Origin of the sequence: Catenuloplanes nepalensis (assembly GCF_030811575.1) — a bacterium.
Taxonomy (GTDB): domain Bacteria; phylum Actinomycetota; class Actinomycetes; order Mycobacteriales; family Micromonosporaceae; genus Catenuloplanes; species Catenuloplanes nepalensis.
Genome location: NZ_JAUSRA010000001.1, coordinates 9,242,703 through 9,254,899, shown reverse-complemented (window position 1 = coordinate 9,254,899; position 12,197 = coordinate 9,242,703). Strand labels below are relative to the sequence as shown.

Here is a 12,197-nt window from a genome sequence, read left to right as displayed (position 1 = left end):
GGCCCCGCTCACCGGGCATCCCTCACACCATGGTGCTGCACAGACTGCTGGAACGCGTCGAGAAGACCGGTGAGCTGGACCGGGCGAGCGACCCGCTGCAGCGCGGCGTCCAGGCCACGCTGCCCCGGCGGCTCAAGGACCTGCTGCACGGCGTCGGGCTCGGGCATCCGCTGCACCCGGTCGCCGTGCAGCTGCCGGTCGGCGCCTGGATGAGCACGGCCGTGCTGGACGCGCTGCCCGGCACCGAGCGCGCCGCGACGATCCTGGTCGGCGTGGGCACGGCGGCCGCGATCCCCGCCGCCGCGTCCGGCGCCACCGACTGGTCCGAGCTGTCCCGCGAGCAGCGCCGCGTCGGCCTGGTCCACGCGGCCGCGAACACGATCGCGATCGGTTTCTACGCGAGCTCGTTCGCCGCCCGGCTGGCCGGCAACCACCGGCTCGGCCGCCGGCTCGCCTACACCGGACTGGCCGCGGCCGGCCTCGGCGCGTACGTCGGCGGGCACCTCAGCTTCCGCCAGGGCGCCGCGGTCAACCAGGCCGAGCCGTTCCTGCGGCAGATCGACGACGGCTGGCACGACGTCTACGGCTGGGACGAGCTCGTCGACAACCGTCCCGAGGTGGCCCGGATCGGCGAGGTCCCGGTGCTGGTCACCAAGGTCGGCGACCGGGTCACCGTGATGATGGAACGCTGCGCACACCAGACCGGTCCGCTCGGCGACGGCGAGATCACCGAGATCGGCGGCGCCGCGTGCGTGGTCTGCCCCTGGCACGGCAGCACGTTCCGACTCGCCGACGGCGCCGTGGTCCGCGGCCCGTCCGCCACCGACCAGCCGCTGCTGCGCACCCGCGTCGTCGAGGGCAGGGTCCAGGCGGCGCTGCCGTAACAGGATCAGAAGCTCGAAGCGATCTTCCCGCTTCCGGCGTGGTCGCGGAGGCTCTGCGCTCATTCCGGTCCGGGGTGGGTGGTCGGTCCCGGGGGCACCGGTCGTCGCCGGCGCTCCTCCCTGCGCGTCGCGCGATGGCTGAAAGCACACGGCTCGACCGCGGCGATTCGCCGCGGCCCCTGGCCGTCCACCGCGATAACCGCGCGTTCCGTGGTGCCCGCCGGTGCGACGGCCGCTGTCAGCCCGCACCGTGACGACCGCGTGTTTCCGGCGCCCGCCGCCGCTACCGGCGCGGCTGGTAATCCGAGACCGCGTAGCAGCGACCCGCGTCGACCGCCATCGCGTCCGGCTCGAACCCGAACGCGACCGGATGACCGTCCGCCGGGTCCCACTCGCGCCGCTCGTCCCCGCCTGCCTGACGCATCCACACGTCCAGCTCGCCGAGCGTCGGCACCGGAACGTCCGCGTGCGCCGTCGCCACCTCGTTCAGCCCGGTCGCGGAGACCACCCGGCCGCCCTCGACCTGCACGTCATAGCGCGCGTCGACGAAACCCCGGGTGCACCCGGTCGTCAGCACGAACCGATAGCTCTCCGGCTCCGACCACTGCGGCTTCTCCGAAGAGGACACCACCCCGCTCGGCGGACCGGCCGGAGTCTGCGCCGCCCCACCGTCGCTCGCACAGCCGCCCACCAGCAGCAGCAACGCCATTCCCGGCCACCAACGCCTCACCGTCACCCGCACCAGCATGCCCTGCCAACGATCCCGGCGACGCCCGGCCCGGCCCACGCCCTCGATTCACCCGTCCGGGCGTGCGCCGGCCCAGAACTCGGCCTCGAACCCGTACGGCTCGCCGATGTCCTCCACGATGCCGTCGTCCGGGGACAGCGCCGGCGACCGCCGCAGATCCCCGTCACTGAACGCCAGCAGCGCCGTCTTCGCGCCCATCGTGCTCTCCCCACGCTCACGTACCCACCGATGGTCATGGAGCGGCGGCAGCCGGTCAACGGCCGCGCAAGCCGAACCGGCCGTCGGCTGGTAGCCGGTCAGCCCGCGTAGTCGGCGAGGGAGGCGGGGCGGAGGGTGTCGGCGATGGTCGTGGTGGCGAGCGGGCGGCGGTAGGCGCCGGCGCTGACGCGGGCCAGCATGGCCTGGCGGGCGGCCTGCTCGCGGAAGAGCGGGTCCTCGACCTGGAAGCCGTGGACGCGCACGGCGGCGGCGTCAACGTCGCCGGGGCGGGCCTGGCCGTCGAGGACGAAGCCGAAGAACGCGCGCAGCGCGGCCTGGCCGAGCGCGCCCGGGTCGTCGGCCGGGCCGAGCTCGAAGCTGTACCGGTCGCCGATGTCCTCCAGCACGCGGGTGCCGGACAGGCTCAGCGACCGCACCAGCGCGCCGTGCTCCCACACGCCGTAGGCGAACCGGCCGGACGCGGCGTCCATGGTGTGCAGCGTGATCCGGCGGTCGGCGCCGGCCCGGAGCACGTGCGCGGGGAGCCGGGACGGGCGGTCGAGGGCGAAGCGGCGGTCGCAGAGCAGCACGGCGCCGCGCAGCGCGGTCGCGTACGTGATGTCGTCCGGCGGGCAGATCCGGTCGGTCAGCGTGCCGTCGCCGATCCGGGTGACGTGGCGGTCCGGCAGGAGGCCGCGGACGAGTTCCTCCGCGTCGTCCACCGGCCGGGGTGCACCGCGCAGTGCCGTGCGCAGGTCCACGTCCCCGATCGCCAGCAGCGCTGTCTTCACGCCCATCACGTTCTCCCTGCTCAGAGCCATTCTCGTGCCGGATCATGATGCACCCGCGAGGGCTGCTGAGCCTGTCGGCGATCTGTCAGTGCACCCTTGTAGTCCGGTGGCCGGTCACTCAGACTGCTTCGGAACCGTGGAAACGCACGCCGATTTGACAGTGAGTGAGTGGTAAGTGAGTAGTGATCCGAGTCAGCGTGGCGGGATGCAGTCGAATTCCGGTGCGGCCTTCATCCAGCGCTTCCTCAAGAACCCGGCCCAGGTGGGTGCGATCGCCGCGACGTCGCCGGCGGTGAGTCGCCGGCTGGCCGAGCCGATCCCGGAGACCGGCGACCCGCTCGTGGTCGAGCTGGGACCGGGCAACGGCGCGGTCACCGAGTGGATCCTCCGGCGGCTCGGCGGCCGCGGCCACCTGATGGCGATCGAGATCGACCCGGTCTTCGCGGAGATGCTCCAGCGCAACTACCCCGCGCTCGACGTGGCCGTCGCGGACGCCGGTGACCTGGCGAAGCTGCTGTCCGACCGCGGCCTCGGCACGGTCGACACGGTGGTCAGCGCGCTGCCGTGGACGACGTTCTCCGACGAGCAGACCCGGCGGATACTGCGCGCGCTCGCCGCATCGATGAGCCCGGACGGCGTGTTCACCACGATCACGTACACGACCGCGCGGATGATGCCGCCGTGGCGCCGGGTGCTGGCCGCGCTCAACGACACGTTCGAGACGGTCGAGCCGAGCCGGGCCATCTGGGCGAACCTGCCGCCGGCGTTCGTCTACGAGGCCCGCCGGCCGCGCCTCCGGGCCTGACCAGAGGCGTGACGCCGGTGTTGTAACACATCCGGCACCGGCGTCACGCATTTATTCACTCTTTCGACTGGCCTTTGAGCGTGCCTTGAGGCAGCGTTGCGGGATGCAGTCCAGCACCGCCCCCGGGGCCTTCGTTCAACGTTTTCTCCGCAACCCCGCCCGGGTCGGCACACCGGCCGCCACGTCCGCCGCGGTCAGCCGCCAGATGGCCGCGCCGATCCCCGAGCACGGCGACCCGCTGGTCGTCGAGCTCGGTGCCGGGACCGGCGCGGTCACCGAGTGGATCCAGCAACGGCTCGGCGGCCGCGGCCACCACCTCGCGATAGAGATCGACCCGGTCTTCGCCGGCCTGCTCCGCGAGCGTTACCCGACGGTCGACGTGGCCGAGGCCGACGCGAGCCGGCTCCCCGCGCTGCTGGCCGAGCGCGGGCTCGGCGCGGCCGACGTGGTCGTCAGCGCGCTGCCGTGGACGCTCCTGCCCGACGAGCAGGCCCGCGGCATCCTCGCCGCGGTCGCCGCCTCGATGGCCCCGCACGGCGCGTTCACCACGATCACGCTCAGCATGGGCAGCCGCATGCCGGGCGCCCGCCGGTTCCGTGACGCGCTCGGCGTCACCTTCGAGGAGGTCACCCAGAGCCGCACCTTCTGGCGCAACCCGCCGCCGGCCTTCGTCTACGAGGCGCACCGCCCCCGGCAGCGGCCCGCCTCCCCGCACAGCTGACGAACAAGACCCACAAAACCGCCGCGGGGGTACGCCCATCAGCGCCCCGCGGCGGTCTTGCGCGACCAGCGACGCGAATGGCAGGAAGCGACCACGGCAGGTGCACCGGCACGGTTTTGCGCGACCAGCGACGCGAATGGCAGGAAGCCCTGCTGCCGCCCCGACCGCCCACCCCCGAATGGAGTAAACGCTCCGCCCTCCGGCCGACCGGTCTTCGGCGGGAGCGGCGGCACGCGCCCACGGCGTGACCGGGACCGCTTGGTCCTGGGTTTCCGCTTGGTCCTGAGTCTTCAGATCCCGAAGGGCGCGGCGTAACGGATCGTGCCCGACGGTAGCGGCCGTGCCGGGTCGAGCGTGAGCGCCATCGCAGCCTCGTCCGGCACCTCGATCGGCAGCCGGATACTGGACTCCGACGCCCGCCGGAAGCCGAACCGCGGGTAGTAGGTGTGGTGGCCGAGCACGACCACGAACGCCTCGCCCATCGCGCGCGCCGCGTCCAGCGCCGCCCGGATCGCCGCGGACCCGGCGCCGGTGCGCTGATGCGCGGGCGCGACCGAGCACGGCGCCAGGCACAGCGCCGGCACGTCGCCGATGTGGCAGCGGGTCAGCAGCGCGTGGCCGGCCACGGTGCCGTCGTCCGTGACCGCGACGACGGACAGTCCCTCGATCCAGGCCGGATCCGCGCGCAACGCGTCGACCAGGTCCGCCTCGGCCGGCGTCTCGAACGCGGCGGCCGTCACGGCCCGGATGACCTCGATGTCGGCAGCAGTCTCGGCCCGGGTCGTCCAGTCAGTCATGACGGGATTCTCCCCCGGTGGTCAATTCGTCAGGTCGCGCGCGGCCGACCCGATGGCCGGCGGAGCGGCTCCTCGCCGCGAGCACCCTCGGTCGTGAAGGGCTGGAGACGGCGGAGACCCGCGAACGGGGCGGCAGCAGGGCTCCGCGCTCACGGCGGTATGTTCAGTTTCTGATATCGTTCAGTCTTACTGAACAGAGCCCATAACCGAACAGGCTGCCTTATGCCCGTGACCGATGCGCCTACCGGCATCCTCGCCCTCGTCAGGGAGCGCTTGGCCGAACTCGGCATCACACTCACGGTCGAGCCGACTTCCAAGCCTGCCTCTGACAGCCAGACCGGCATGGCCGCCTCCCTCTCGTTCAAAGAGACAGAAGCCCGATACATCGTGACCGTCAAAGCACGGGCCACACTCACCTCGCTGGCCCGCGGCACATCCCCGCAGGCGACTCATCCGACGCTGGTCGTCACCGACAGGATCAGCCCTCGGAGTGCTACCGCGCTCCGCCAAGCCGGTGTCCAGTTCATCGATGGGCTGGGTAACGCCCACATCAGATTCGGCGACGTCCTCATCGAGGTCCACGGCCGGACCGGCGACGGTCCTCCGCACGGCACGGGCATCGGCCGGCAGCCGCGGCCTGCCAACATGTTCAGCCCTCGACGCGCTCAGGTGACCCTCGCGCTCCTCACATGGCCGGAGTTGGCAGGCGAGGGGGTCCGTCCGATCGCCCACGCTGCCGGCGTCTCGGTCGGCCAGGCGCACGAGGCCCTGGCCCAGCTCAGATCGGCTGGATTTCTCGCCTCGTCCTCGGGCGAACTGCACCGACTCGACGAGTTGCTGGATTTCTGGAGCGCCGCCTACCCTGCGGGCCTCGCCCGGCGGCTGGAACTGGCCCGATACCACGGCGACCTCTCGAAGCCCGTACAGCGAACCCACGCCGAGCAGCGTTTCTTCTTCAGTGGCGAATCCGCGAAGGGAGCCGACATCGCACGGCCGGCGACATTGACGATCTACGTCGACGCCCTCGATCCGCGGACACCCGTCATCAACAGGTGGAGCGCCAGCCCCGATCACGTGCCGAACGTGTTCGTCCGCCAGAAGTTCTGGCACGACCCACACCCGCAGGATGCCCCGAACGCCCCCTGGCCGCTCGTCTACGCCGACCTCATGGCGGCCGGAGATGCCCGTCTCATCGAAGTGGCCAAGACCTGGAGGGCTCGGAGTGCTCGATCCGACCAGATGTGACCCCGCGCTGCTCGAACTCGTCGACCGGGTGGTCGCCGAACTCGAATCCCGGCGCGCGCGACTGATTACGTCCGACGTGATGCTCGTCGGCGCGGGCTGCAGGGACATCCTGCACAGCGCACTGGGCCACGACTTCGCGCTTCGTGCCACCAGAGACATCGACCTCGGACTGGCGATCGCGAGCTGGACGACTTACGACCGGCTGACCTCGAACCTGAGACCGATCGATTCCACCGGGATCCGTTACACGATCGCGGACGTGCCGGTCGACCTGATCCCGTTCGGCGGCATCGAGATTCCGCCGGGCACCGCCACCCCTGCCTCTCGAAAGGAGCCCATCAACGTATGGGGCTTCAACGAGGCGTTCCGGGCCGCGCACTCGCTTCCGCTGCCTCACGCCGGCGCCATACGAATACCCACCATCGCGGGCTACACCGCGCTCAAACTGGAAGCATGGCTGGACCGGAGCGCCTTCGGTGACTACCGAGACGCCTCCGACATCGCCACAGCGATGTATTGGTACCTGCACTCGTCCGATATCGCGGACTTCCTCTACGAGACGCCCGCCGGTCAACTTCTTCTGCAGTCGGAAGAGCTGGACGAACGAGCTGCCGCTGCTCGCGCTCTCGGCCAGGACGTCATCAGCCTCATCGGCCCGGACCGTCACATCGAACTCGCTCACCGCTGGCCCAGCCCACGAGCCGATATCTTCTACAACCAGATGACCGTCGTCAACGCACCGGACTGGCCTTCCGATCCCCACCGCCGACAGCAGCTGGCCGAGGCATTCCAACGCGGCCTGAACATTTGATCCAGCGCAGTCGGTCTCGCCCGCAGCGAACGCTCCGGCCTGATCAACCGCGTGCTGTCCACGAAGGTGCTTCGCGACCTCCAGACCGGCCGTTGATGCGGAACGGGTGGCACAGACCGGTCCCGGTCCGCATCATCCGCGAACGGGGGACCAGGGACCGCCAAGCATCCGCCCCCGTCGCTCCGCGCTGATCAGCTTGCCCGTACGAGCTCAACCCACGCGCTGATCCACGCCACCTGTGCCCGGCGATCACCCTCGGCCCGGCCGCTCTCGCCGGAACGGCACGAGACCGATAATGAACCGCGCCGACCGTATCGAACGGCGGAGAACGACTCGCCCCGGTGACTATCCGCTCGCTATCCAAGGTGCGGCACGCCGTCTCCGGACAGGAAGTACATGATCCGGGTACGCATGGAGCGGTCCATGATCAGCGCCGGGATGTCCTCCGGCGGCGTCCAGCGAACCTCGCGTGACTCGTCGCTGGTCTTCGGTTGGCCGCCGACCGGGCGCGCGGTGAAGACCACGGAGAACTCCTGCCGAGCCTCGCCGTTGCCGGTGTAGAAGATGACGTGCTCCGGGTCCATATATTGCCCACGAGGCCGGTCACCTCGACGTGGATGCCGGTATCCTCCAGCGTCTCCCGCACCGTCGTGTTCGGCAGCGACTCCCCAGGTCCATCGCACCGCCCGGCACCGCCCAGTTGTCGTTGTCCGTACGATGTATCAGCAGAATTCGCCCCTGATCGTCGGTCACGACGACGTTGGCGGACGGGACGAGGCGGTTGGCTCGCGGCGCCGAAAGGTCGTCGTAGTAGCCGATGTGGCGTCCCACGTCGTCCCCTCAATCCATCGTGATCCTGAGCGCGAGTGTGGGTCCCGGCGTCTTCCGGCGGGATTCATCGGGCGTGAGTGTGGGACCCACCCCGGTGGTGAGTGCCTGGCCTTGTCGCCATGGTCGCCTAGCGGTCCGGCGCGTCGCATCGTTCGCCGAGGTCGAGTCGGCGACGCCCGCGGGCTCGTCCAGGCCGACCAACCCTGAGTTCCCTGACGCGACGCCGTAGCGGCATTAGACTCGCCGGCCATGGGACTGCTCATCTTCAGCCTCAACGTCACCCTGGACGGTTGCGTCGACCACCAGGAGGGGATCGCCGACGACGAGACACATGCCCTCTTCACCCGTCTCATGGACGAGAGCGGGGCGATGCTGTGGGGTCGCGTCACCTACGAGATGATGGAGAGCCACTGGCCGGCCGTCGCCCGCGGCGACGTGGAAGCGCCACCGGCCATGCGCGAGTGGGCGATCAAGCTGGAGACCAAACCCAAGTACGTGGTGTCATCGACGCGCACGGACTTCCCCTGGGCCAACAGCCACCACATCGCCGGCGATCTGCGCGCGGGTGTGCAGAAGCTCAAGGACGCGACCCCCGCCGGAGTCCTCCTCGGAAGCGGCAAGCTCGCCACCGAACTCGACAGGCTGAACCTGATCGACGAGTACAGACTGCTCATCCATCCCCGGATCGCCGGCCACGGCCCGACGCTCTACCAGGGCGGACTGCCCAGCACCCGCCACCTCGAGCTGATCTCGGCCACCCCGCTCCGCAACGGCGCCATCGCCACGCACTACCGCCGCGCCCACTAGACGGCTGTCCGGAAACGCGGGACCCTTCACGCTCGCCTCGATGGAAGGTGCCGGACTCGTCGAGGCGAGACGGGGCAAGGGATGGTTCGTCCGGAACTCTCGGCCGGACGGAGATCCGCCAGCCGCAAGGCAGAGACGATCGCGCATCTACTGGGCGACGACGGCGACACCCTGATCTGTGCTGCCTGGTTGCACGACATCGGCTACGCGCCCTCGCTGGTCGACAGCGGCTCGCACGCTCTCGACGGTGCCCGTTACCTCCGTGACGTGGCCGGTGCCGGTGCCGATGAGCGGATCTGCCGGCTGGTCGCGCATCACTCCTGCGCGGCGATCGAGGCGCGCAACCGCGGTGTCCACGAGCGACTTGAGACAGAGTTCCCCTACCTCGACGCGCCGGTCACGGACGCCCTCACCTACTGCGACATGACCACCAACCGGACGGTGAGCCCACCGAGGTCCATAAGCGCCTGGACGAGATCCTCGTTCGGTACGAGCCGGGCAGCACGGTTCACGACTCCATCGCGGAAGCCAGGCCGCGCATCATCCAGGCCGTCGAGAGCACGCTACGGCTGCACGACCGCTAGGCCTTCTGCGCGAGCGTTCCCTGCTCGTCCCGAGACCACCGGCGCCCGGAGCTGTCCAAGAACTCGATCTGCACCGGTTCTGGATCGACATAGCTACGCAGCCAGTCCGCCGGTGCCGGCCGCCGAATGGTCTGGCCCGGCGGCACCAGGCCGACGAACTCCACGTCGTTGCCCTCGGGAAGCGGCAGCTCCACGTCGTATATGGGCATGTCGCTGGCGTTATGGACATGGAACGCGAGTTCCCGCGCACCGTCCGCCTTCACGATCAGCTCAACCCACGCACTGATCTTCGCCGCCTGCGCACGGCGGTCGTCCTCCGCCCGGCCGGCCTCGCGCCGATGCTCTCGCCGGAACAGCACGAACCCGACGATGAACGCGCCGACCGTACCGATGGCGGAGAAGGCGTCGGCGCCGACGCCCAGCCACTCGCTATCCAAGGTGCGGCACCCCGTCTCCGGACAAGTAATGCATGATCCGGGTACGCATGGACCGGTCCATGGTGCCGCCCGGTGATCCACCGCTCCACGCTCTTCGGGTCCACTTCGAGGGCCTGCGCAAGATCCACGGGGTGTGATCCCGCGTTCGAGCAGAGCGCTGCGTAACCGATCGTTCGGCATCGTTTCCGCAGTACGACATCCCGGCCGGAGCCAACCCTGTTGGAGACATATTCGACACGTCCAGCTATGACTTCACTACGCCCCGTTCCCTTCACGCATTCTCATCTCGTCGATGCAGCCGCACCGACGAAACGCCGGTCCGCCGCTTCGGCCGCTGGTCGTCGTGGCCAGGAACGACAGCGGCGACATCACCCGTGTGGGTGATGCCGCCGCTACTACGGCTCTGAACCTCCGTGCCGCCCTTGCGGGCGGTGGTTCAAGTAACGCCGCTCTCGTGGAGGTGCTGTCCGCCTACTCCAACCACACCGCCAACCACGACCACCACACCGCGGGGCGTCCGGGGGCTCGGCCCCCGGAGCAGAATCCGAAACGGCCCCCCGGTTCGCGCTTTCCGCGAACAGGGGGGCCGCAGGCCGTGGAGGTGCCGGGAATCGAACCCGGGTCCTTCGGTGAATCTACAGGGCTTCTCCGAGCGCAGCTTGCTGTGCCTCTACTCGGCCCCTCCGATCACGCAAGCGAGTCGGTGTGACGGGCCCAGTCGCGATTAGTCTCACCGCACAAGCCTCACGACGGGGCTTGCTTGGCCAGCCTTCTAGATGATGCCGGTGACTAGGCCGAAGGCGTGCCTAGACCAGCAGAGCTGCTACTCGCCTCAGGCGGCGAGAGCGAGCTCAGAGCGCTTAGAGTTGGCGCTTATTACTTTCCAACGACCGATTAGTGAGACGACGTTGGCTTCCTCAGCTCGCTTCACCTGCGTCAGCATCCGAAGTCGAAACCAGTCACCCCCTCGTTGGGCGTCGCCGGGTGGACGACGCAACCCCACCAGATTAACGCGTTCCCGCGCGAACGTCACATGAGATACCCGCCGGCGCGTCAGAAGCCGGTGCAGGGGGTGTCGTTGATCGTGCAGGATGTGGGGTTGACCTGGGCCGGGGTGTTCTTGGTGGCCTGGAAACCGGCCTGGATCTCGCCGTTGGCGGCGAGCGGGCCGCCGTCGAGGACGAGCGTGGTGCCGGAGACGGAGGCGGTGGCGTTCCAGAAGCCGGTGACGGCGATCTCCACGTCGGCGGGATAGGTCAGCCGGACCTGCCAGCTCGTGTTCGTGCCGGTGCCGTTGCCGATGACCACGTTCGACACGAAGCCGTCGTTCCAGGTGCTGCCGAGCACGTACCGCGCGCCGAGCCCGGCGGCGCCCCGTGTCGGAGACGGCGGAGCGGGCGCGGTCGTCCGGGCCACTGCGGCCGGCGGGGAGGCGGTCGCCGAGGTGACCGCGGCGGAGGGGGACGGCGCCGGGGACGGTGACTCGTCCTCCAACGGGTCGGCCGTGATGACGCCCTCCGGCGGTCCGGACAGCGCCGCGGTCGGTATCACGATCAGCGACGGCCGCTCGTCGTCGGAGCGGCTGGTGAGTGCCCACACCGCGCTGCCGATGACGAGCGCGGCGATCACGCCGCCGGCGATGGCGAGCCGGGACCGGGTCGGCGAGATGCCGAAGAATCCGCTGGTGGCGACGCCCACGGTGTGCTTGCCGGGCACGGCTGGTCTTCCTCCCGCGTTCCGCCGGTCTCCCTCGCGCGTTCCGCCGAGTTCCCTCGCGTTCCGCCGAGTTCCCTCGCGTTCCGCCGAACTCCTCGCGCGTTCCGCGACGAACACGGCGATTCGGCGCACCGGACGACGAAGGCTACCCCGGCCGCCCTCGGTCAGTCCATGCCCTTGCCGCGCCGCCCGAGCGCCCGGTTGATCTCCTTGGCCGCGTCCCGCTTCGCCAGGTCCTGTCGCTTGTCGTAGTCGCGCTTACCCCGCGCGAGCCCGATCTCGACCTTGGCCCATCCGTCCGAGAAGTAGACCTGCAGCGGCACCATGGTCAGCCCGTCCTCGCGGACCTTCCCGGACAGCTTCAGGATCTCGCCGCGCTTGAGCAGCAGCTTCCGGATCCGCCGCGGCTCGTGGTTGGTCCACGTGCCCTGCGTGTACTCCGGGATGTGCATCGCGTGCAGGAAGATCTCACCGTTGCTGACCTGCGCGAACGCGTCGACCAGCGATGCCCGCCCGGCCCGCAGCGACTTGACCTCGGTCCCGGTCAGCGCCATCCCGGCCTCGACGGTGTCCAGAATCGTGTAGTCGTGGCGCGCCTTGCGGTTGGAGGCCACCACCTTGCGCCCCTTTTCGCGCGGCATCGTGCACCATTCCTTCAGAGTCGGATCCTTCAGAGTCGGATCCCTCATGGTCCGAACAACCTCGCAATGCTACAGCGCCACCGAACCCAACCCCCAACGACCAAAAACCGAAATTCGCTTTTCCCGCTTCCGGCGTGCCCACTTCCCCAGTGCTCCCGCGGGCACCGGTCGTCGCTGGCGC

15 protein-coding genes, 1 other RNA gene and 1 pseudogene are annotated in these 12,197 nt (G+C 69.7%); 7 read left to right on the top strand and 10 right to left on the bottom strand.

The features are described from left to right. Positions 1 to 29 precede the first annotated feature (29 nt). The gene (locus J2S43_RS40330; RefSeq protein ID WP_306838515.1) at positions 30 to 884 is read left to right on the top strand and encodes a Rieske (2Fe-2S) protein; all 855 of its coding nucleotides are present in this window, start codon (positions 30 to 32) and stop codon (positions 882 to 884) included. 283 nt (positions 885 to 1,167) lie between these two features. Here J2S43_RS40330 and J2S43_RS40325 read toward each other — a convergent pair whose 3' ends face one another. From J2S43_RS40325 to J2S43_RS40315, 3 genes are all read right to left on the bottom strand, one after another. Continuing rightward, positions 1,168 to 1,620 (bottom strand): DUF6174 domain-containing protein, encoded by a 453-nt coding sequence (locus J2S43_RS40325; protein WP_306838513.1) that lies wholly within the window; start codon positions 1,618 to 1,620, stop codon positions 1,168 to 1,170. A 60-nt stretch (positions 1,621 to 1,680) separates the two neighbouring features. Then, a complete protein-coding gene (locus tag J2S43_RS40320) occupies positions 1,681 to 1,830 on the bottom strand; it encodes a DUF6928 family protein (protein ID WP_306838512.1) in 150 nt (49 codons plus the stop codon). Between the two features lie 98 nt (positions 1,831 to 1,928). Then, positions 1,929 to 2,627, bottom strand: a complete 699-nt coding sequence (locus tag J2S43_RS40315; RefSeq protein WP_306838511.1) for a DUF6928 family protein — start codon at positions 2,625 to 2,627, stop codon at positions 1,929 to 1,931. Between the two features lie 199 nt (positions 2,628 to 2,826). Here J2S43_RS40315 and J2S43_RS40310 point away from each other — a divergent pair, with 199 nt between their 5' ends. Together J2S43_RS40310 and J2S43_RS40305 are read left to right on the top strand one after the other, a co-directional pair. Next, positions 2,827 to 3,426, top strand: coding sequence for a class I SAM-dependent methyltransferase (locus tag J2S43_RS40310; protein ID WP_306838510.1), 600 nt, complete (start codon positions 2,827 to 2,829; stop codon positions 3,424 to 3,426). Between the two features lie 103 nt (positions 3,427 to 3,529). Then, positions 3,530 to 4,147 carry a class I SAM-dependent methyltransferase gene (locus J2S43_RS40305; RefSeq protein ID WP_306838509.1) on the top strand — a complete coding sequence of 206 codons (618 nt, stop codon included), beginning with the start codon at positions 3,530 to 3,532 and terminating at the stop codon, positions 4,145 to 4,147. A gap of 290 nt (positions 4,148 to 4,437) precedes the next feature. Here J2S43_RS40305 and J2S43_RS40300 read toward each other — a convergent pair whose 3' ends face one another. After that, a complete protein-coding gene (locus J2S43_RS40300; RefSeq protein ID WP_306838508.1) occupies positions 4,438 to 4,944 on the bottom strand; it encodes a GNAT family N-acetyltransferase in 507 nt (168 codons plus the stop codon). 228 nt (positions 4,945 to 5,172) lie between these two features. Between J2S43_RS40300 and J2S43_RS40295 the strand changes: the two genes are divergently transcribed. Both J2S43_RS40295 and J2S43_RS40290 read left to right on the top strand, forming a co-directional pair. Beyond that, positions 5,173 to 6,189 (top strand): type IV toxin-antitoxin system AbiEi family antitoxin, encoded by a 1,017-nt coding sequence (locus tag J2S43_RS40295; protein ID WP_306838507.1) that lies wholly within the window; start codon positions 5,173 to 5,175, stop codon positions 6,187 to 6,189. Next, positions 6,167 to 7,000 carry a hypothetical protein gene (locus tag J2S43_RS40290; protein ID WP_306838506.1) on the top strand — a complete coding sequence of 278 codons (834 nt, stop codon included), beginning with the start codon at positions 6,167 to 6,169 and terminating at the stop codon, positions 6,998 to 7,000. Before J2S43_RS40295 ends, J2S43_RS40290 begins: the two co-directional genes overlap by 23 nt. 356 nt (positions 7,001 to 7,356) lie before the next feature. Here J2S43_RS40290 and J2S43_RS40285 read toward each other — a convergent pair whose 3' ends face one another. Both J2S43_RS40285 and J2S43_RS40280 read right to left on the bottom strand, forming a co-directional pair. Further along, positions 7,357 to 7,584 carry an NUDIX hydrolase gene (locus J2S43_RS40285; protein WP_306838505.1) on the bottom strand — a complete coding sequence of 76 codons (228 nt, stop codon included), beginning with the start codon at positions 7,582 to 7,584 and terminating at the stop codon, positions 7,357 to 7,359. A gap of 19 nt (positions 7,585 to 7,603) precedes the next feature. Then, entirely contained in the window at positions 7,604 to 7,753 is a 150-nt protein-coding gene (locus tag J2S43_RS40280; RefSeq protein ID WP_306839773.1) for a hypothetical protein, read from the bottom strand. 327 nt (positions 7,754 to 8,080) lie between these two features. Here J2S43_RS40280 and J2S43_RS40275 point away from each other — a divergent pair, with 327 nt between their 5' ends. Next, complete coding sequence (locus J2S43_RS40275; protein WP_306838504.1) at positions 8,081 to 8,638, top strand: dihydrofolate reductase family protein; 558 nt, start codon at positions 8,081 to 8,083, stop codon at positions 8,636 to 8,638. An 81-nt stretch (positions 8,639 to 8,719) separates the two neighbouring features. Beyond that, positions 8,720 to 8,917: pseudogene (locus J2S43_RS40270) on the top strand (HD domain-containing protein); the annotation flags it as partial. A gap of 301 nt (positions 8,918 to 9,218) precedes the next feature. Here J2S43_RS40270 and J2S43_RS40265 read toward each other — a convergent pair. From J2S43_RS40265 to smpB, 4 genes are all read right to left on the bottom strand, one after another. Then, positions 9,219 to 9,659, bottom strand: coding sequence for a hypothetical protein (locus J2S43_RS40265; RefSeq protein WP_306839823.1), 441 nt, complete (start codon positions 9,657 to 9,659; stop codon positions 9,219 to 9,221). Positions 9,660 to 10,252: 593 nt separating this feature from the next. After that, positions 10,253 to 10,626: a transfer-messenger RNA gene (ssrA, locus tag J2S43_RS40260) on the bottom strand. Between the two features lie 86 nt (positions 10,627 to 10,712). Beyond that, positions 10,713 to 11,375, bottom strand: a complete 663-nt coding sequence (locus J2S43_RS40255) for a cellulose binding domain-containing protein (RefSeq protein ID WP_306838503.1) — start codon at positions 11,373 to 11,375, stop codon at positions 10,713 to 10,715. A 164-nt stretch (positions 11,376 to 11,539) separates the two neighbouring features. After that, positions 11,540 to 12,016, bottom strand: a complete 477-nt coding sequence (gene smpB / locus J2S43_RS40250) for an SsrA-binding protein SmpB (protein ID WP_306838502.1) — start codon at positions 12,014 to 12,016, stop codon at positions 11,540 to 11,542. Positions 12,017 to 12,197: the final 181 nt, after the last annotated feature.